Annotated in this window: 18 protein-coding genes; 5 read left to right on the forward strand and 13 right to left on the reverse strand. The window is 69.6% G+C overall.

The genetic code is table 11. From position 1 onward, the window contains the following. Nucleotides 1-257 precede the first annotated feature (257 nt). A complete protein-coding gene (msrB, locus tag C466_RS11425) occupies nt 258-665 on the reverse strand; it encodes a peptide-methionine (R)-S-oxide reductase MsrB (RefSeq protein WP_004595829.1) in 408 nt (135 codons plus the stop codon). Nucleotides 666-742: 77 nt separating this feature from the next. Between msrB and C466_RS11430 the strand changes: the two genes are divergently transcribed. Then, a complete protein-coding gene (locus C466_RS11430) occupies nt 743-979 on the forward strand; it encodes a CDGSH iron-sulfur domain-containing protein (protein WP_004595828.1) in 237 nt (78 codons plus the stop codon). A gap of 18 nt (nt 980-997) precedes the next feature. On the opposite strand, the gene C466_RS17170 is transcribed toward C466_RS11430, so the two are convergent. After that, a complete protein-coding gene (locus C466_RS17170; protein WP_004595827.1) occupies nt 998-2,083 on the reverse strand; it encodes a DNA topoisomerase IV subunit A in 1,086 nt (361 codons plus the stop codon). After that, a complete protein-coding gene (locus C466_RS11440) occupies nt 2,084-4,546 on the reverse strand; it encodes a DNA topoisomerase VI subunit B (RefSeq protein WP_004595826.1) in 2,463 nt (820 codons plus the stop codon). Nucleotides 4,547-4,800: 254 nt separating this feature from the next. Here C466_RS11440 and C466_RS11445 point away from each other — a divergent pair, with 254 nt between their 5' ends. Continuing rightward, nucleotides 4,801-5,874, forward strand: coding sequence for a hypothetical protein (locus C466_RS11445; RefSeq protein ID WP_004599803.1), 1,074 nt, complete (start codon nt 4,801-4,803; stop codon nt 5,872-5,874). A 92-nt stretch (nt 5,875-5,966) separates the two neighbouring features. Further along, nucleotides 5,967-6,935 carry an oxidoreductase gene (locus C466_RS11450; RefSeq protein ID WP_080505960.1) on the forward strand — a complete coding sequence of 323 codons (969 nt, stop codon included), beginning with the start codon at nt 5,967-5,969 and terminating at the stop codon, nt 6,933-6,935. A 43-nt stretch (nt 6,936-6,978) separates the two neighbouring features. On the opposite strand, the gene C466_RS11455 is transcribed toward C466_RS11450, so the two are convergent. The 4 genes from C466_RS11455 to C466_RS11470 form a co-directional block, all read right to left on the reverse strand. Then, nucleotides 6,979-7,314: a hypothetical protein gene (locus C466_RS11455; protein ID WP_004599804.1), complete on the reverse strand. Its 336-nt coding sequence runs from the start codon at nt 7,312-7,314 to the stop codon at nt 6,979-6,981. Nucleotides 7,315-7,545: 231 nt separating this feature from the next. After that, nucleotides 7,546-8,148, reverse strand: a complete 603-nt coding sequence (locus C466_RS11460; protein ID WP_004595822.1) for a hypothetical protein — start codon at nt 8,146-8,148, stop codon at nt 7,546-7,548. Nucleotides 8,149-8,265: 117 nt separating this feature from the next. Beyond that, nucleotides 8,266-8,460 (reverse strand): cold-shock protein, encoded by a 195-nt coding sequence (locus C466_RS11465; protein WP_004045866.1) that lies wholly within the window; start codon nt 8,458-8,460, stop codon nt 8,266-8,268. 145 nt (nt 8,461-8,605) lie between these two features. Next, entirely contained in the window at nt 8,606-9,376 is a 771-nt protein-coding gene (locus tag C466_RS11470) for an MOSC domain-containing protein (RefSeq protein WP_049897452.1), read from the reverse strand. A gap of 234 nt (nt 9,377-9,610) precedes the next feature. Between C466_RS11470 and C466_RS11475 the strand changes: the two genes are divergently transcribed. Then, complete coding sequence (locus C466_RS11475) at nt 9,611-12,298, forward strand: heavy metal translocating P-type ATPase (RefSeq protein WP_004595820.1); 2,688 nt, start codon at nt 9,611-9,613, stop codon at nt 12,296-12,298. 68 nt (nt 12,299-12,366) lie between these two features. Then, nucleotides 12,367-13,023, forward strand: coding sequence for an NAD-dependent epimerase/dehydratase family protein (locus C466_RS11480; protein WP_004595819.1), 657 nt, complete (start codon nt 12,367-12,369; stop codon nt 13,021-13,023). A 33-nt stretch (nt 13,024-13,056) separates the two neighbouring features. Here the strand turns inward: C466_RS11480 and C466_RS11485 are convergent, their stop codons facing one another. From C466_RS11485 to C466_RS11510, 6 genes are all read right to left on the reverse strand, one after another. After that, a complete protein-coding gene (locus C466_RS11485; protein WP_004595818.1) occupies nt 13,057-13,332 on the reverse strand; it encodes a hypothetical protein in 276 nt (91 codons plus the stop codon). A gap of 132 nt (nt 13,333-13,464) precedes the next feature. Continuing rightward, nucleotides 13,465-13,926: a universal stress protein gene (locus C466_RS11490; protein WP_004595817.1), complete on the reverse strand. Its 462-nt coding sequence runs from the start codon at nt 13,924-13,926 to the stop codon at nt 13,465-13,467. A 3-nt stretch (nt 13,927-13,929) separates the two neighbouring features. Then, a complete protein-coding gene (locus C466_RS11495) occupies nt 13,930-15,660 on the reverse strand; it encodes a VC_2705 family sodium/solute symporter (RefSeq protein ID WP_004595816.1) in 1,731 nt (576 codons plus the stop codon). Further along, the gene (locus C466_RS11500; protein ID WP_004595815.1) at nt 15,657-16,172 is read right to left on the reverse strand and encodes a DUF4212 domain-containing protein; all 516 of its coding nucleotides are present in this window, start codon (nt 16,170-16,172) and stop codon (nt 15,657-15,659) included. The genes C466_RS11495 and C466_RS11500 overlap by 4 nt, the downstream gene beginning before the upstream one ends. Before the next feature lie 106 nt (nt 16,173-16,278). After that, the gene (acs, locus tag C466_RS11505) at nt 16,279-18,273 is read right to left on the reverse strand and encodes an acetate--CoA ligase (protein WP_004595814.1); all 1,995 of its coding nucleotides are present in this window, start codon (nt 18,271-18,273) and stop codon (nt 16,279-16,281) included. A gap of 154 nt (nt 18,274-18,427) precedes the next feature. Next, nucleotides 18,428-20,057, reverse strand: a 1,630-nt coding sequence (locus C466_RS11510; RefSeq protein ID WP_004599805.1) for a bacterio-opsin activator domain-containing protein, incomplete at its 5' end; no start/stop codon positions are given.

Consider the following 20,057-nt stretch of genomic DNA (forward strand, 5'->3'; position numbering starts at 1 on the left):
TGAGGACCGCAGCAGGCGTGCGCCCGCCTCGCGGCTGGGGCTTTGGCGGCGTTCACCGCCGATCCGCCGGGACCTGTTTATAAACAAGCGACTGGATCTTTGGAGGGATTCACCGCCGAGTCACTGACAACGAATTATCAGCGAGCAGCTGGAGATTCGGAACTCGTCTTTGCGTCGTTGATCGCTTATATATGCTTGATACCAGTGCCCGAGATCGCCTTATAAATGCCGTCTCCCGACGTGTTCGGCGAACCGAGTTATTCGTCGTACTCCATCGCGACCGAGTTGATACAAAAGCGCTTGCCGGTCGGCTCGGGGCCGTCGTCGAACACGTGGCCGAGGTGCGAGTCGCAGTTCGCACACCGGACCTCGGTGCGGCGCATCCCGTGGCTGGTGTCCACCGTCGTGGTCACCGACTCCTCCTCGGCGGCGTAGAAGGCGGGCCACCCGCAGCCGGACTCGTACTTCGTCTCGGCCTCGAAGAGAACGGTGCCACAGGCCCGACAGCGGTACTCCCCGTCGTCGGGGTGGTGGTCGACGTACTCGCCGGAGAACTTCGCCTCCGTGCCGCTCTCGCGCAGCACGCGGTACTCCTCCTCGGAGAGCCGCTCGCGCCACTCCTCGTCGGTCAGCTCGCTCGGGTCGCGCTCGTCAGTCTCGCTCATACCACCGATACGGGTCCCACGGGCAAGGGGGTTGCGGCGGTCACAAGCCGTATTCGGGTGGGAGCCGAATCGCACTCATGGCGCGCGAAGTCACGCACGAGGAGCGAGGCCCGGCGGTTCTCGACGACGACGACAAGGGCGACGACGGCCTCATCTACGTCTGTCAGTGCGGCCTCTCGGACACGAAGCCGCTCTGTGACGGCTCGCACAACGCGACGACCGACGAGGCGGACGGCGTCGTTTATAAGTACCCGAACGACGAGGCCGAGGCGGAACGGCGCGAGATCGACGAGATCGTCTACGCCGACGAGTAGCCGCGTCTCGTCCGCCCCTCAGAGGACGCCCATCTCCCCGAGCCGCTCGGGGAGGTAGGTGTCCGTGACGAAGTCCAGCCCGCGGCTCGCGAGCGACTGCTGCTCGGACTTCTTCCCGATGTCGAGCTGGAGCTCGATCTGTTCTTCCCAGTAGTCCGTCTGGAAGCGGGGGTCCTCCAGCTCCGATTCGAGGGCGTTGATGTCCGAGTCCGAGAGCGGGTCCGAGGGGAGGTCGTACTCGACGATGTCCTCCGGCTGGATCCCGATGAACCGCGCCTCGGGGGTCGCGAGGTACTTCGAGAGGTGCGCCGACTTGATCGAGCCGTACGCCACGGAGCCGTAGATCCGGTAGGACCACGGGTCGCCGTCAGTGAACACCACCACGGGGAGGTCGAGCTCGTCGCGGAAGCGCTTCGTGAGCCGCCGCGTCGCGCGCGCCGGCTGCCCGCCGAGGTGGACGACGAGGGCGTCGTGCGCCTCGTCGAAACCGTTCTCGACGAGCCGGTCGCGCATGCCGCCGGTCTCCACGCAGAGGACGAACTCCGCGTCGTTGTCGAGAAACTCGATGGTGTCGGGGTTGTTGGGGATCTGGTAGCCGCCCTGCCCCACGTCGAGCTGGCAGTGGATCTCGCGGTCGCCGCGGTTGGTCTGCTCGCGGATCTCCAGCGGCCCCATCACCTTCGCGCCCGACTCCTCCGGGCGCATGTGGAAGTCCTCGCGGGTGACGCCCGTGACGATCTCGAGGTCCTCGACGAGGTCGTTCGACTCGTCCTGGCTCTTGAACTGCGCCTCGTCGTTGTCCCACGACTCCGAGAGGTAGTACAGCTCACGCAGCGTCGACGAGCGGTCGTCGTCGAGCTGGTTCGCGAGGAACTCGATCGTGTAGGCGGCCTTCAGCAGCTTGCGCGCGCCGCGCACCGAGTTGGCACTGCGCGTCGAGGTGCGGTCGCCGTACGTCCAGACGCCGCTCGCCTCGTCGTACTCGATGTTGCTCTTCGTCCGCGTCGGGAGCGTCATCTCCGGGATCTTCCCGGCCGCGAACTGGTCGTAGAAGTCCGCCGCCAGGTCGATCAGCTCGTCTCGTGCGTCGCTTTCGGTCGTCATTTAATCGTTCACCGTGAGTTTCTCGGTCTCCACGCCGCCGACGCTGACCTCGAACTCGGGGTCGCCGTCGACCGCGTACGTCAGTTCCCGCTCGTCGCCCGAGGGCACCTCGGGCTTCCACTGGACGAACCACTCGCCGTCCATGTCCACCACCGTCCCGTCGGAGAGGTCGGTCGGCTCCGTCGACACGATGTCCGTGATGTCCAGCTCCTCGTTCACGTCCGAGTGGTTCTCGACGACGAGCGTCACGGAGCCGTCGGTCACCTCGCGCTCGACGCTGACGTTGTTCATGATCCGCGCGAGCGCGCCGCTGATGTCGGGGCGCGACCGGCCCGTGACCTCCGAGACCTTGTCCGCCATCTCGGGAAGGATCCGGCCGAGCACGTCCTGCTTCTCCCGGCGTTGTTGCATCGAGCGCCGCTTGTTGAGGAACGACTTCAGCTCGCGGGCGGCCTCCCGCACCGCGAGCTCGATCTCGTCTTCGATCTCCGGGACGTTCGCGAGCGCGTCCTTCGACTCGCTCGTGAACGGGACGTTCGTGGAGGCGACGTGGATCGATATCACCGCCGGCCCGTTCGGCATCCCCGAGCCGCCGGGCTGGTCGAGCCCGTAGTTGCGCCAGCCGATGTTCTTGATCACGTCCGTCGTCGCGCAGGCGCCGCGCTGGTAGACGAGCGGGACGCGGTTAGCGAACCGGAGCAGCTCGACCGACCCGTCGGCGGGGATCTCGCCGCCGTAAGCGATGCCGGCCTCCACGATGAACGGGTCGCCGCCGTGGACCTCGGCGTCGCGGGTCGCGGCCGCGTAGAAGTCGGCGTCGTACTCCTTGCGGAGCCCGGCCTCGACCAGCTCCGCCGTGATCGGCGCGAGGCAGTCGGTCGGCGGCGCGAGGATGTCCGTCGTCCGCATCGCGTCGAGCAGGTCGGCGGCGGCGTCGCGGTCGCCCGCGATCGCCTTCACCTTCGGCGGGTCGTCCGGCACCGTCACCGCCCGCGACCAGAACGCCTCGACGACGTTCCCGCGGGCGGTCTCGCCGAACGTCGCGTCGCGCTGCTCGGCGACGAACGAGGCCGCGTCCGCGACGAGGCGTTCGAGGTCGTCGCGCGTGATCCGGAACGCGTCGCCGTCGAGGTTCTCGAAGCGCCGCGCGAGCGCCTCGGCCATCGCCTGAACCGCCTCGTCGTCCTTCCGGGTCGACGTCGCCTCGTCGACGAGCGCGTAGGCGTCGGGGACGAGCGGCGACTCCTCGACCTCGTCGGCTCCCTCGCCGCCCTCGCCGGAATCGGCGGCCTCGTCCGCTCGGCCGAGCCCCGTGACTGCCCGCCACGCGGCGTCGACCGCGTTCTCGCGGACGGTCCCGCCGAACGTCTTTCCGGTGTCGTCCTCGACGGTCTCCGCGGCGTTGTCGACGATCGCCGCGAGCTGGGACCGGGTGACCCGGTCGTGGTTCCCTACCGCCTCGGCGACGCCGTCCGCGAAGGCGGACGTCGCCTCGGCGCCCTTGTTCGCGACCGCGTCCGCGACCGCGCTCGCCACGTCGCGGTCGTCGTGCTCGCGCGGCGGCGACCAGGCGAGCTCGCGGCCGTAGTAGACGTCGCGGAAGTTGTCGATCACGCTGTCGGCGGTCTTCTTGCCGACCCGCGTGAACTCCTCCTGGAGGAACCCGGAGACCGAGTACGACTCGGTCGCCTCCAGCATCTTGATCAGCGTGCCGAGCTCGACGCCGTGCGGGTGCGGGCGGATCTCCTCCGTCTCCGCCGGGAGCTCGTCGGTCGCCCGCTCGAACTTCAGCGGCTCGTCGAGCCCCGGCTCGCGCAGTTCGAGCCGCGCGTGGGGGTTGACGACCGCGGTGTGTTTCACGTAGTCGTGGAGCTGCTGGCGGGCGCGCATGTTCGCCTCCATCTCCAGCTCGATCCGGGTGCCGTGGGGTCGGTCCCACGTCGTCTCCTCGTCCGCCTGGATCTCCGGCTCGTTGGTGTCCGTGTCGATGATGAGCTCGAAGTACTGCGCCCGCGACTGTCCCTTCGGGCGCGAGGTGATCTTCGCGGGCTGTCCGGAGGTGAGCTGGGAGTACAGCACGGCCGCCGAGATACCGATTCCCTGCTGTCCGCGAGACTGCTCGCGGGCGTGGAACCGGCTGCCGTACAGAAGCTTTCCGAACACCTTCGGAAGCTGTTCCTTCGTGATCCCCGGCCCGTTGTCCTCGATGACGAGCCGGTAGTAGTCGCCCACCTCCTCGATCTCGATGTAGATGTCGGGGAGGTAGCCGGCCTCCTCGGTCGCGTCGAGGGCGTTGTCGACCGCCTCCTTGACGGCGGTGACGAGCCCGCGGGCGCCCGAGTCGAACCCGAGCATGTGTTTGTTCTTCTCGAAGAACTCGGCGATGGAGATCTCGCGCTGGCCCTCGGCCAGCTCCTCCGCGATCCCCTCCTCGTCGCCGATCGTCGACTGGAAGGACGTCATTCGGTACCCGTTCTTTCCCCCGAGGCACCTAAAAACGCACCGGCGGCGCGGTGAAAGTGGATCTCGGCGTCAGACGGAGTCTCGACCGGGTGTGTGGGTCGCTCTCGCGGAGGGGGTGTCAGGCCGCGCACGAACCGCTCCCGCCGACCTCTCGGCGCCTCGCGCGTCGTTACATTGAAATAATTTAAATTTATTTAGTAGTGTGGCACGGTAGCGTGACACACGATTGCGACCGTGCCGGAGGCAGCACACAGATGACCGATGACGAGGCGAACGGGGGGGCGAATCGAGCGCGAAACACGACTCGATCGCGGGAAGCGAGCCGGCGGGCGGTGCTCCGGGGCGCGGCCGCGGCCGGCGCCGCCGTCGTCTGGGGGTCGGGATCGGTCGCCGGCAGACCCGGAGGAGGACGGGGGAACGGGCCGGGCGGAGCTCCCGGAGGCGGGTTCCCGCCGAAGGGGATCACGAGCTACGGACGGAGCGTCGACCTCGGGAACGGGTCGGTCAGGACGTTCACGACGGAGACGCCGTCGGGCGAGCCGAAGTACCACGGGGTCGAGTTCGACCGGGCGGCGCTGGAGGGGTTGCCGGACGCGGGAGACCTCAAGGACGCCGACAACCGCGACGAGGACGACAAGTACCAGGCGGGCGGGCAGGCGACGGAGGTCCACTTCAAGCAGTCGCTCCAGTTCTTCGTGCCGTTCCCGGACGCGGAGCTGACTCCGTTCACGTTCCTGGGGCTCAACTGGAACCCGGGCGGCCACTTCGGCGGGGCGGGCGCGTGGCTGAAGCCGCACTTCGACGTCCACTTCCACATGCTCGACCCGGCGAGGGTCGACGCCGTCGAGGGGCCGCGACTTCCGCCGTACGACACCGGGAACGAGGAGTACGAGCCCGATAGTCCGGCTCCGGACCCTGACGGGGAGGTGACGGAGACGAACTTCGATTACGACCAGCTTCCCGAGGGGTACGCGCGGTCGCCCGAGCCGGTCGCCGACCAGCGGTACATCACCGACATGGGCGAACACACGGCTCCCGCGGACGCGCCGGAACTCCCGGACGGCCCGGGCGAGCCGGGGACCCCGGAAGCGTTCGATAACACTCTCATCCAGGGGTTCGTCGGCGACGCCGAAACGTCGCGGCTCGCGTTCGTCGAGCCGATGATCACCCGGGAGTTCCTCCGGGAGTTCGACGGCAACGAGACGTACGAGGTCCCGCAGCCGGACACGTACCCGCACGCCCGACGGCACCCGACCGAGTACGCCGTCCGCGACGTTCCGTCCGCGGACGCGGTGGCCGTCGTGTTGCGCGGGTTCGAGGAGACCTGATTTCGGAGCGTCGCCGCCCCGTCCCGGGGACGCTCTCGGGCGACGGTTCGGCCGCCGACAGGTTTCTCCCCGTGACGCCCCTTCCTCCGTCCATGTCAGGATGGACGGCCGACGAGATGCCGCGGTTGGACGGGAAGACGGTGGTCGTCACCGGGGCGAACAGCGGACTCGGGTTCGAGGGGACCCGGGAGTTCGCCGCGAGGGGCGCGACCGTCGTGATGGCGTGTCGGAGCGTCGAGCGCGCCGAGGCGGCGGCCGACGAGGTCCGGGCGGACGCTGGGGGGGGCCTCGACGGCGACCTCGACGTCCGCGAGTGCGACCTCGCGTCGCTCGACTCGGTGGAGGCGTTCGTCGATGGCCTGCGGGACGACTACGACGCCGTCGACGTCCTCTGTAACAACGCCGGCGTGATGGCGATCCCGCGTAGCGAGACCGAGGACGGTTTCGAGACGCAGTTCGGCGTCAACCACCTCGGCCACTTCGCGCTCACCGGACGGCTGTTCGACCTCCTCGACGCGGCGGATGGGATCGGGGGCGACGCCCGCGTCGTCACGCAGTCGTCGGGCGCCCACGAGCAGGGCGAGATGGACTTCGCCGACCTCAACTGGGAGGCGTCGTACGGCAAGTGGAAGGCGTACGGGCGCAGCAAGCTCGCGAACCTCCTGTTCGCCTACGAGCTTCAGCGGCGCCTCGACGCGGCGAGCGGCGAGACGGACGAGGCCGACGGTCCGGGGATCCGCAGCGTCGCCTGCCACCCCGGCTACACCGACACGAACCTCCAAATGCGGACGGCGGCGGAGAGCGGGAACCCGCTCATGAAGGTCGGCATGAAGGCCGCGAACGCGGTGCTGGGACAGGCCCCCGAGATCGGCGTCGAGCCGATGCTGTTCGCGGCGACGACCGACGTCGACGGCGGCGCCTACGTCGAGCCCGGCGGCCTCATGAACATGCGGGGGCACCCGACCGTCGGGCGGTCGAACGACGCCTCCTACGACCGGGACGACGCCCGGAAGCTCTGGGAGTACTCGACCGAGGCGACGGGCGTCGAGTACCCGCTGTGAGCGGCGCGACACCCGGGTCCCGTGTGTGAACCACCCCCGCGCTTCACAGGAATGGCGCGTCGGACGAGCACGTGGTCTGCGAGAAGGCGACGCCGCCGTCCGGGTTGAAGCGGACTAGGACGCCGATATCGTACGGGTCCTCGTCGGAACAGTCCGGTCGGTAGTGGTAGTGACGCGAACTCCGGGCGCTCCGGCCTTCGATCTCGATCCGGTACGGCCGGTCCGAGACGATGTCCTCGTCGGTCCACGGGTCGTCCGACCCCGTGTCCGGCGGGACCTCGACGCTGTTTCGGTAGGCGAGCGCCTCGCTCCGCTCCGTGACGTTCGGTCGGAAGAACCGCACGTCGAGGTCGACGGCGGCGTCTCGCGCGTTACTCACGGAGAGGTCTAGCTTCGGGCGCGGAGCCGGGACCGCCGAACACCCCGCGAGGGCCGCGAGCGCGCCCGCCGCCCCGGCTCGGAGAAATCGTCTGCGAGAGACCATGTCACGCGCGTCTCACCGGACCGACTTGAAAATCCGGCTTCCGGCGCCGTCTCGGTCGGAGCGCCCGCTCCGAGGCCCGACCGCACCGAGATCCGCCCGCGATACGGCGTCGGTCCGTCGGACGCGTTAATGGAGCGTCCCCTCCCGGACGTGCGCGTCGTGCGCGAACAGCGCGTACCCCACGTCGACCGCGCGGGAGCCGGTCCGGTCGGCGATCTCGCGGAGAGGCCCGATCATCGCGACGTAGTCGGCGGCGTCGAAGCTCTCCTTCCGGCCGTCGAGGTAGCCGAGCCGCTCTAAGGACGCCCAGACGCGAGTGTCGACGACCGCGTGTCGGTCGCCGTCGAGCGCAGCCAGCACGCACGACGCGGTCGCCGCTTTGAACCCGGCGAGCCCGGTGAGCAGGTGGATCGACGAGAAGTCGCCGTCGACGGCGCGCGCGTTGCGCGTCACCTCCCGACACCGAGCCTCGGGGTTCTTCTCGACGTGGTACGCGCTCCGCGTGGACGACTCGTAGGCGATCTCGTACAGCTGATCCCGCGTCAGGTGCCCCTGCGAGCGGTACCGCTCGCCGAACTCGTCGAGCCGCTCCGGGAGGACGCCCTGCGTCTCGGCGTAGCGGTCGAGGTTCTCGGCGACGAACGCCTCGAGGTCGCGCGCGTCGTCGTCGAGAACGTCGCCGGCGGCGTCGAGAACGTCGTCGGCGGCGTCGGAATCGTCTGCCTCCATGCGTGCCGATCCCGGCTCCGCGACCAAAACGACGGCGCCGTCGCTCGCGGTGATAATATACGCGGAACGCGTTTCGAGAGCTATCCGAGTTCGTCGGTAGCGGATGCCGCGACCGAGCTACAGCCGAGTGAGGTTCGTCGCGCGCGGACCCTTGTCCGCCTCCTCGATCTCGAACTCTACCTCCTGTCCCTCTTCGAGGTCCGGGCCGCCGACGTCTTCCATGTGGAAGAACACGTCCTCGTCAGCGTCGTCAGTCTCGATGAATCCGTAGCCGCCGGTGTCGTTGAAGAAGTCGACCTTGCCTGTCGCCATCGCACCCTAACAGTCTCCCGACGTGGTGATAAGTGTTGCGTGCCGGGGCTGATCGCCGCCACGTGCGCTCTCTCGGGCGTGTTCGCCGCTCGCGAAGGGATTCTCGGTGCTGGACCGAGCGCGTGCGACCGACGAGGCCGCGCGCTCACTCGCGGACCGTGACCTCGTCGCCGACGCGGAGCGTCTGGCCGCGGTCGCGCTCGGCTATCCGCGCGATGGTCATCACGGTGTAGTAGTGGTCGAACGCGTCCTCGTCGGCCCACTCGGGGAACGTCTCCTCCCGCCGCCGGACGAACCGCTCGCGGAACTCCGGCGTCGGCTCGCCGGTGTCGGGGTCGCGCTCGGGGACGACGCACCGACCGCAGGGCGTCACGCCCTCGACGCGGACGCCGGCTATCTCGAACGCCGGCGCCCCGTCGCCGACGAACCGGTCCTCCCAGAACGCCGGGACGCCCGAAACCTCGACGTTCGCCCGGAGACGGCGACGTGCCCCCTCGACGGTCATCCCGTCGAACCACGAGGCGACCGCCTCCAGCGTCGCCGTGCTGACGACGGAGGGGCCCATCTCGCGGCGGTCGACGAACCCGAGCGACTCGTCGCGCCGGAACCGTAGGTCCGCGTCGAAGAAGTCGCCGAACCACTCGGCGGCGCGGGCGGGCTCCCCGTCCAGGTCGAACCGTCGGACGGTCCCGTCGGGCGTCTCGACTCGGAGCGTGCCCGACTCGGTGTCGAAGCCGGTCGCGAGGTCGTGGACCCGGTCGGTCCGCTTCCCGTTGACGACGTCGCCGTCGGCGTCGAACAGCGCGAACTCGCGGTCCCGTTTCAGCGTCCCGCCGTCGAGGACCCGGACGCCCTCGACGTCGACCCCGTCTAACCCCTTCACCGGATACACCCTGAGTCGCTCCAAACGGGCCATGTCGTGGGTACGAGGCGCCGCTTCCTATAGTCTTTCTTCGGCGCGTTTCGGTGACTCGGGCCGGGGGCTCGGATCGCGGACGGAGACGAGGCGGTCCGACCGATTTCGCGCCCGTCGTTTTTCCGTCGGAGGACTCGGCCCGAGAACGCTTTCGATCCGAAGATACCGACGGCCGAGAGCTTTGGTTTCGAAGGGGAAAACGCACTAAGGGTGTATCCCGTAGTAGTACCCAAGATGAACACCAGAACCACCCACCTCGACATCACGGGGATGAGCTGCGCCAACTGCTCGGCGAGCGTCGGCGACGCCGTGGAGTCGATAGACGGCGTCTCGCGTGCGGACGCGAACTACGCCACCGACGAGGCGACGGTCGAGTACGACCCGGAGGCGACGTCGCTCGCGGCGATCTACGACGCGATCGAGGACGCCGGCTACGGCGCGGTCTCGGAGACGGCGACCGTCGCGATCACCGACATGACGTGCGCGAACTGCGCGGACGCCAATCGCGACGCGTTAGCGTCCGTGCCCGGCGTCGTCGACGCCGACGTGAACTACGCGACCGACGAGGCACAGGTGCGGTACAACCCCGCCGAGACCTCGCTGTCGGCGCTGTACGACGCCGTCGAGGACGCGGGCTACTCTCCCGTCCGAGAGGACGAGGGCGCGGACGGCGAGGGCGCCGACGGAGAGGGGGAGGGCTCCGGCGAGAGCGCGCGCGACGCGGCTCGGAACGCCGAGATACGAAAGCAGCGCCGGCTGACGCTGTTCGGGGCCGCGCTGTCCGCGCCGCTGCTCTTCTTCCTCGTCGACAACCTCCTCCTCGGGGGGGCGGTCGTGCCCGACCGGGTCTTCGGCGTCGGGATCCACTGGGTCGCGGCCGCGCTCGCGACGCCGGTCCAGGTCGTGCTCGGTCGCCCGTTCTACGTGAACTCCTACAAGGCGCTCGTCACGAACGGGCGCGCCAACATGGACGTGCTGATCGCCCTTGGGTCGACGACGGCGTACGTCTACTCCGTCGCCGTCCTCCTCGACGTGGTCGCCGGGAGCGTCTACTTCGACACGGCGGCGCTCATCCTCGTCTTCATCACCCTCGGCAACTACCTCGAGGCCCGCTCGAAGGGGCAGGCCGGAGAGGCGCTCCGGAAGCTCCTCGAGATGGAGGCCGACACCGCGACCCTCGTCGACGGGGACGGGACCGAACGCGAGGTCCCGATCGACGAGGTCGCGGTCGGCGACCGGATGAAGGTCCGCCCCGGCGAGCAGGTTCCGACCGACGGCGTCGTCGTCGGTGGGCAGTCCGCCGTCGACGAGTCGATGGTGACGGGCGAGTCGGTCCCCGTCGAGAAGTCGGAGGGCGACGAGGTCGTCGGCTCCACCATCAACGAGAACGGGCTCCTCGTCGTCGAGGCGACGAAGGTCGGTGCGGACACCGCGCTCCAGCAGATCGTCCAGACGGTGAAGGAGGCGCAGTCCCGCCAACCCGACATCCAGAACCTCGCTGACCGCATCTCCGCGTACTTCGTGCCGGCGGTCATCGCGAACGCGCTGCTGTGGGGGATCCTCTGGTTCGCCTTCCCCGAAGCGCTCGCCGGCTTCGTCGACCGGCTCCCGCTGTGGGGCCAGGTCGCGGGCGGGCCCGCCCCGGTCGGCGGGTCGGTATCGGTGTTCGAGTTCGCGATCGTCGTCTTCGCCTCCTCGGTCCTGATCGCGTGTCCCTGCGCGCTCGGCCTCGCGACGCCGGCCGCGACGATGGTCGGGACCACCATCGGCGCGCAACACGGCGTCCTGTTCAAGGGCGGCGACGTGCTCGAACGCGCGAAGGACGTCGACACCGTGGTGTTCGACAAGACGGGAACGCTCACGGAAGGCGAGATGGAGCTCACGGACGTGGTCGCGCTCGGCAACGAGCGCGTCCCCGACGGCGGAGCGGTCGCCGAGGGCGAGGACGCGGCGGTGACCGGCGACGACGCCACGGCCGCCGGCGACGACGCCGCGACCGACGCGCGGGCCGACGAGGACGAGGTACTCCGGCTCGCCGCGAGCGCGGAGCGCGGCAGCGAACACCCGCTCGCTCAGGCGATCGTCGACGGCGCCGAGGCGCGCGGCCTCGACCTCGCTGACCCCGAATCGTTCGAGAACGTCCCCGGCCACGGGGTGAGAGCGACCGTGGGGGGCGACCGGGTACTGGTCGGGAACCGGAAGCTGCTGCGCGACAGCGGGATCGACCCCTCGCCCGCCGCTGAGACGATGGAACGCCTCGAGAGCGAGGGGAAGACGGCGATGCTCGTCGCCCGGATTCGAGACGGCGCGGACGGGGGCGAGCTCATGGGCGTCGTCGCCGACGCCGACACGGTGAAACCGAGCGCGAAAGAGGCGGTGAGTCAGCTCCGGGACCGCGGTATCGACGTGATGATGATCACGGGGGACAACGAGCGCACGGCCCGCGCGGTCGCCGAGCGAGTCGGAATCGACCCCGACAACGTCCGCGCCGGCGTCCTCCCCGAGGACAAGTCCGACGCGGTCGAGGAGATCCAGGCCGACGGTCGCCGGGCGATGATGGTCGGCGACGGCGTCAACGACGCGCCGGCGCTCGCGGTCGCGTACGTCGGCACCGCCATCGGCTCCGGGACCGACGTGGCCATCGAGGCCGCCGACGTGACGCTGATGCGCGACGACCCGCTCGACGTCGTGAAGGCGATCCGCGTCTCCGACGCGACGCTCCAGAAGATCAAACAGAACCTCGTGTGGGCGCTCGGCTACAACACGGCGATGATCCCGCTGGCGTCGCTCGGGCTGCTTCAGCCCGTCCTCGCGGCCGGGGCGATGGCGTTCTCCTCGGTGTCGGTGCTGACGAACAGCCTCCTGTTCCGCCGGTACGACCCCGACGGCGACTACAGGCTCCTCGGCTTCCTGCGGCGCTGAGCGCGGCGCGATTTCTCCCCCGCCGGCGGTCCCGAAGCCCCAAGACGACGCGGCGCGTACGCCGGCACATGTCGACCCTCCTCGTCGTCGGCGGCAGCGGCTTCATCGGACGCGACGTCTGTCGGTTCGCGGTCCGCGACGGCCACGAGGTCCGAAGCGTCTCGCGGAGCGGCCGCCCCGACGTCGACGAGGCATGGGCGGACGCCGTCTCGTGGACGAGCGCCGACCTCTTCCGCCCGAACGCGTGGCGCGACCGCCTCGACGGCGTCGACGCCGTAGTCCACTCGGTCGGGACGCTCACCGAGGCGCCGACGGAGGGGGTCACCTTCGAGCGCGTCAACGGGGACGCGGCCCTCCTCACGTCGCTGGAGGCGGAACGCGCCGGCGTCGACGCGTTCGTCTTCCTCTCGGCGGCGGCGAAGCCGCCCGGTATTCGAAACGCCTACCTGACGGCCAAGCGCCGCGCCGAGGCGTCCATCGCCGACCTCGACCTCGACGTGGTCACCCTCCGCCCGGGTCCCGTCTACGGAGCGGGACAGCCGCACCTCCCCGGCGTCGTCGACCGCGTCCTCCGGTTCGTCGCGAGCGCGCCGCCGCTCGCGTCACGGCTCGGCGAGGCGCGGCCGCTCTCCGCCGACACCGTCGCGCGGGCGACGTACCGCGCCGCGCTGGACCCGGACGACCGCCTGCTCGACGTCTCCGATATTCGCGATCTCGCCGGGTGAGCGCCGGGGCGACTCCCGATCCAAAAACGTCCGTCAGCGCGCGCTGCGCTCCTTGGCCATCTCCAGCGAGACGAAGAAGCCGAAGTACGCCGGAATCCCCGCGAGCATGAACATGTACAGCACCCACTGCGGGGCCGTCGAGAAGGCGACGTTGTACAGCGAGGACGCGAGCCCCACCCACACGAGCGCGAACAGCAGGTCCTGGAGCATCCCGGTGCCGTTCTCGCTGAGCACGTGCCGGGCGCGGTCGGCGACGCTCGGGTCGGTCGGCTGGTCGTCAGGCGTCTCCGGGGCGTCCGAGTCGGGCATGAACTGAGTGTGGAAGAGGGGGTACGTCGGTGTTGCGGAATCGCGCGGTGTCGAGCGCGCGATGAAGCGGTTCGCGGGCCGCGAGGAGGTCGGCCGCGGAGCGGCCGGGGGAGCCTCCGTCGGACCGCGACCTCAGTCCTCGTCGAGGTAGTCGACGACGAGGATCGGGACGTGCGTCGAGCGCAGGGTGCGCTCCGTGACGCTGCCCAGCAGCGCGCGGCGCACGCCGGCACGGCCGTGACTCCCCATCACGATGAGGTCGATGTCGTTGTCCTCGGCGTAGTCGCCGATCACCTTGTGCGGTCGGCCGCCCGAGACGTGTTCGACGATATCGACGCCGCGTTCGTCGCCGCGCGCGGCGACCACCCCGGTCGCCTCGTCGGCCTGCTCTTTCAGCTCGCCCATCTCGTCGAACCGGCCCTGCTTGAGCCGGTCGACCTGCTCGGTGCCGAGGCTGAAGTTCACGGAGTCGATGTCGACCACGTACAGCGCGTGGACCTCGGCGTCGTACTTCTCCGCGAGGTCGAGCGCGTGGTCGACAGCGGCCTCCGCGACGTCGCTGCCGTCAGTGGGAACGAGTATTCGGTCGTACATGGATTACTCCGCTTCCTCCGTGGTTTCGTCGTCCATTGCGCGGCCACCGTCGGTCGCCACGTCCTCGCCGCCGTCGGCGACGACGTCTTCGGCGGTCTCCTGCTGGCCCATCGGTTCGGGGCTGTGACACTGCCGGACGATCCGCTTCGTCTCCAGCGACGGCTCGTCGGTGGCCATCGAGACGGCGATGGTGACGACGAACACGATCGGGAGCGTGATGAGCGCCGAACCGATGGCGGGCATCCACGTCGCGAGCCCGGCCGACAGCGGCGCATCGAGGGAGCCGATGTACGTCGGGACGATCTGGTTGATCATCGGGATCGACCAGAGCGTCAGCCCGGTCGTCATGCCCGCGAGCGCGCCCTGCCGGTTCGCGTTCTCCCACCACATGCCGAGGAAGAACATCGGGAACAGCACGGAGCCGGCGAGCGAGAACGCGTACCCGACGAGCGCGGCGATCGAGGACGCGGGGTTGAGCGCCGCCAGCGTCGTCAGCGCGCCCAGCGCGACGATCGAGAGGCGGCCGACGAGGATCTGCTGGCGCTGCGTCGCGTCCTCGTTGATGATGTTCGTGTAGATGTCGTGGCTGATCGCCGACGAGCCGGCGATGAACAGCCCGGCGACCGTCGCGATGGCGGCAGCGATACCGCCCGCCGCGACGATGCCGACGAACCAGGACGGGAGTCCGGACAGCTGCGCCGCCAGCACGACGATGACCTCGCTGGCTGCCCCAGTCATCCCGGGGTCACCGTACGTCGCGCCGACGTTCTGCGAGTAGAGGTCGGTCCCGAACGCCGCGAACGCGGGAGCGCTCCAGTAGAGGATGCAGATGAAGAACAGCCCCCAGACCGTCGACCAGCGGGCCGTCCGCTCGCTCTCGACCGTGTAGAACCGGACGAGCACGTGCGGGAGCCCGCAGGTGCCGACGATGAGCGAGAACGTCGTCGCGACCCAGAGGTAGTAGCTCGACCCGGCGAACGGCTCGGAGAACTCGCTGCCGAGCTGGCTGATCAGCGCGCCGTACTCGAGCTGCGGCAGCACCGTGGAGTAACCGTTCGTGTAGCCGACGACGAACAGCCCCACGACGAACGCGAGGATGAGGATGACGTACTGGACCGCCTGGTTCTTCGTGGCGCCCAGCATCCCGGACAGCGTCAGGTAGCCGACGGTGACGACCATCATGGCGACGACCATCACCTGGTACCCGTCGAGGCCGGGGATGAGGCCCCCGTAGTTACCGAAGATGTACAGGCCGACCAAGGCCATCCCCTTCGCCTGCCCGATGGCGTAGACGAAGCCGATGAGGAACGTCGTCACCGCCGCGATGGCGCGCGCGGTGTCGGAGTTGAATCGGTCGCCGACGAAGTCCGGCGCCGTGTACTTCCCGAACCGACGCAGCTGCGCGGCGAGGAAGATGAGCAGGATGAAGTAGCCCGTCGTCCAGCCGACAACGAACACGAGCCCGTAGAATCCGGCCAGCGCGATCGAGGCCGCCATCCCGAGATAGGACGCCGCGGACATCCAGTTGGCCCCGATCGCCATCCCGTTCTCGACGTTCCCGATGGACCGGCCCGCCACCCACATGTCGTCGGTGTCGGCCACGCGGAAGACGAAGCCGATCGTGAGGAACAGCCCCAACATCCCGATCACGAGGAGCGCCGGTCCCAGCTTGAACGAGATGTCGAGCGCCTCCGGAAGGAGGTCGCTCTGGAGGAGGATCGAACTCGCCGTCATTCGTCGGACCCTCCGTCGGTCGCGACGTCAGCCGTGCCGTGCTCGATACCGTACTTCTCGTCGAGCGCGTCCCGCTTGCGCGAGTACCAGAACGCTAAGATCAGCGCGCTGGTCGGCGCGCCGAACGCGACGAGGAAGTAGTGGAGCGGGAACTGAAGGATCGGCATCGACTGCGTCATCGGACCGGGAGCGATCCGCGTCAGGGTCACCGGCCCCCACACCGCGAGGACCCAAATGGCGAACCCGGACCACACGATTCGCAGGTGATCGCGCATGTACGGCGTGCTCGGATTCAGGATGTTCACCTCCGCTCCGAGGTAGTCGGTATTGTTGTGCGTCTGTGCGGCTCCCGAGGAGGCGACGCCGCCGTCGGTGGCCGCGTCGTTCGTTGCGCGCCCCCCGTCGGTGGCCGCGTCGTTCGCTGCGCGCCCCCCGTCGGTGGCCGCGTCGTCAGTTTCGCGGCCACTATCGGTGACCGCGTCGTCTCGTTCGCGTGAGGTATTATCTGTCATGTTTTGTCGTGTGTTGGGAATCGTTTGTCTCGTTTTTTCGTGATGATTATCGTCGTGTGGTCCGGTGTGGTCGTGAGTGGAACAGCTGAAAACGGCTCGCCGAGCGCTACTCGGCGTCGGCCTTCTCTTGGATCTCCTCGACGATCTCGGGGTTCCGCAGCGTGCTCGTGTTCCCGAGCTCCTCGCCGTCGGCGATGTTCTCCAGCAGGCGGCGCATGATCTTCCCGGACCGGGTCTTCGGCAGGTCGGGCGTGAACACGACCTGCTCGGGCCGGGCGATCGGGCCGATGGCGTCCTCGACGGCCGCGACGATCGTCTCGCGGAGCTCCTCGTTGCCCTCGTAGCCGTCCTCGGTGGTGACGTAGGTGTACACCGCCTCGCCTTTGATGTCGTGGTTGCCGCCGACGACCGCGGCCTCGGCGACGCCCTCGACGCCGACGATCGCCGACTCGATCTCCATCGTCCCCAGCCGGTGGCCGGAGACGTTGAGCACGTCGTCCACGCGGCCGAGGACGGTGATGTAGCCGTCGTCGTCGATCTTCGCCCCGTCCTCCGGGAAGTACACCCAGTCGTCGGGGTCGTCGCTGTCGGTGTCGGAGTACTCCGCCCAGTACTCCTCGATGTAGCGCTCGTCGTTGTTGTACAGCGTCCGGAGCATGCCGGGCCACGGCTTCTGTACCGTGAGGTAGCCGGCCTTTCCGGGCTCTACCTCGTCGCCGAGCGTGTCGAGGATCTGGACGTCGAGCCCCGGCAGCGGCGGCCCCGCGGCGCCGGGCTTCATGTCCTTGACGCCGGGCAGCGTCGTCACCATCATCCCGCCGGTCTCGGTCTGCCACCACGTGTCGACGACGGGACACTCCTCGTCGCCGATGTGCTGGTAGTACCACTTCCACGCGCGGGGGTTGATCGGCTCGCCGACCGTGCCGAGCAGCCGCAGCGAGGAGAGGTCGTGGCGGTCCGGGAACTTCGAGCCCCACTTCATAAACGCCCGAATCGCGGTCGGAGCGGTGTACAGCTGGGTCGCCTCGTGCTCCTCGACGATCTCCCAGAGGCGGTCGCGCTCCGGGTGGTCCGGCGTCCCCTCGTACATCATCGTCGTCGTGCCGAGCGAGAGCGGCCCGTAGACGATGTACGAGTGCCCCGTGATCCAGCCGATGTCGGCCGAACAGAAGTACGTGTCATCCGGCTTGATGTCGAGGACCGACTGCGAGGTCCACGACACCCACGAGAGGTAGCCGCCGGTCGTGTGTTTCACGCCCTTCGGCTTCCCGGTCGTCCCCGAGGTGTACATCAGGAACAGCATGTCCTCGGCGTCGCGCGTGACCGGCTCGACCTCGGCGCCCTCGTGTTCCGCGACGAGGTCGCCGTAGTCGATCTGGTCGTCGCCGAGGTCGTGGCCGAAGCCGTCGCCGTTCGGCCCGAGCCGGTCGACGACCACCGTGGTCGTGTCGTGGTCGACGCCCGCGAGCCCCTCGTTCGCCTTGTCGAGGTGGTCGAGCGGGTCGCCGCGGCGGTAGTAGCCGTCGCAGGTGACGAGGTACTCGGAGTCCGCGGCGTTCATCCGCGTCGCCAGTGCGTCGGCCGAGAACCCGGCGAACACGACGCTGTGAGGCGCGCCGATGCGCGCACACGCCAGCATCGCGATCGGCAGCTCCGGGATCATCGGCATGTACATCGTGACGACGTCGTCCTCCTCGACGCCCTGCTCCCGGAGGGCGGCCGCGAACTCGTTCACCTCGCGGTGGAGCTCCTCGTACGTGTACGTGCGGTCGTCCTCGTCGACCGGCTCGCCGACCCACTCGATGGCGGCCTCGTCGCCGCGCTCGTCGAGGTGTCGGTCGAGGCAGTTCGCCGACGCGTTCAGCTCGCCGCCCGTGAACCACTCGTAGAACGGCGGGTTGCTGTCGTCGAGCACCTGGTCGTAGTCGGTTTCCCACTCCAGCAGGTCGGCGGCCGTCTCCCAGCACTCGGGCCAGTTCTCCTCGAACTCCTCGTATATCTCCGGGTCGGAGACGTTCGCCTGCTCGACGAACGACTCCGACGGCTCGAATACCTCCTGTTCCGCGAGTCTCGCTTCCAGTTGGCCGTCTCCCTCTGTCATGGTACGGTCGTACCCAACCAATATCGCCATATAAACGCTGACGCTAAATACGAAAAATCGTGATAGACTCTCTCCGGCCCGGCGCTGGTGTCTCAGCGGGCGACGAGGGTCCCGTGGGAGCGACGACCCCGCCGCGTCCCAGCGATTCGGCCGGTCACCCGCCGGGCGAGGTCGCCCGCTCGTCGCCATCCCGAATCGGTCGGTCCGCGTCGTCTTCGAAGACGCCGTCGAGGAGGGCGCGCTGCGCCTTGCGAAGGTGGTTGTGGAACGTCGGCGACGAGACGCCCATCGCGTCGGCCACCTCCTCGGCCGTGCTCCCCCGCGGCCAGTCGAAGTAGCCGCCGTGGTACGCCGCCGACAGCGCGGCCCACTGGCGGTCGGTGAACCTGTCGGCGACCCCGTCACGCAGCGACGACTCCGTTCGCGGCGAACGCGCGACCGACTCCTTGCTCGCGAGCCTGACGTCCGCGAACCGGTCGCGGAGCCCGTCCGCGACGGGGCGGACGTTCGTCCCCTCGGGGAAGTCAGCGACGACGCGGACCCGGCCGTCGGCGGCCGACGCGTCGCGCACGGTCGCGCCGTGGTCGATGAGCGCCCTGACGAGCGACCCGTCCGCGAGGCGGACCGACGCCGAACAGCCGTCCTCGCCGGTCTCAATCACCCGGAAGTCGGAGACGCCCGGCGCCGACTCGACGACCGCCGCGACGTCCTGCGGGCGGGCCCCGTCGACGGAGAGGTACGCCCGGGAGACGTCGTCGTCGACGTCGACGGTCGACGCCAGTTCGATCCGGCAGCCCAGTCGCTCGCTCGCGCGGGCGAGGAACGCGCGTTCGTCGGTCGTGTGGAACTCGACCTCCGTGACCGCGTCGGAGTGGAGCAGCTCCCGCCACCGGTCGGCGGTGATCGCGCGGCCGAGACAGCCCCCGAGGGCGGCGAGCGCTCGGCGTTCGGGCTCGCCGACCGGGTCGCCGTCGGCCGCGACGACGCAGAGCGCGCCGTGGACCACGCCCTCGTAGGCCGCGGGAACCGCGACGGCGGGCCGTCCCGCGGTCCCCTGACGGCCGTCGGTCGCGGCGGGCGCGCCGTCCGTGATGGCGTCCAACCAGGGGCCGCCGGCGGTCACGCCGCGGTCCGCGAGCGTCTCCCGGTCGACGCCCGCCGCCGTGGCCACGTCGGCCCGCTCCCCGCCGACCGCCCGGCGGACGACCCACGCCTCGGCCCAGCGGTCCGCCTCGATCAGCCCGGAGGCGACGGCAGCCGGGGGGGCCGCTGACCCCGGGTCCGCGAGCGCCTCGAACCCCGGGAGGACGGTCCGCGTCGCCCGTTCCGCCGACGGGTCAGCGGTCCCCTCGTCGCCGGCGATAGCGGCCGCGAGGGCCTCTCCGTCGAGCGGGTCGAGGTACGGGTCGAGCGTGCCGAGCGACTCCCAGCCGCCGGCGTCGCGGACCGCGCGCGGATCGACGCCGCGGTCGACGAGCTGCCGCCGCGCGAACGTCTTTCGGAGGGCGCTGGGGGTGACCCGCTCGTCGAGCGCGGCGTCGGTGAGGCCGGCCGCCCGCGCCGCGGTCTCGCTCACGATCATCTGGACGCGCCGGGGCGAGACGTCGACGTACGGGTCGTCCTCGTCGAGCCCCTCGCTCGTCGCGTACCGGTCCAGGTCGGCCGCCAGCGACGCCGGAACGACGGTCTCGCGGTCGACCGGCTCGCCGTCGGACAGGCGGGGTTCGCCGCCCGCGCTCTCGTCGTCGCCCGCGGGGACCGCGAGGAGGCGCGCGCCCGCGACC

Source organism: Halorubrum distributum JCM 10118 (assembly GCF_000337335.1).
Classification (GTDB): domain Archaea; phylum Halobacteriota; class Halobacteria; order Halobacteriales; family Haloferacaceae; genus Halorubrum; species Halorubrum distributum.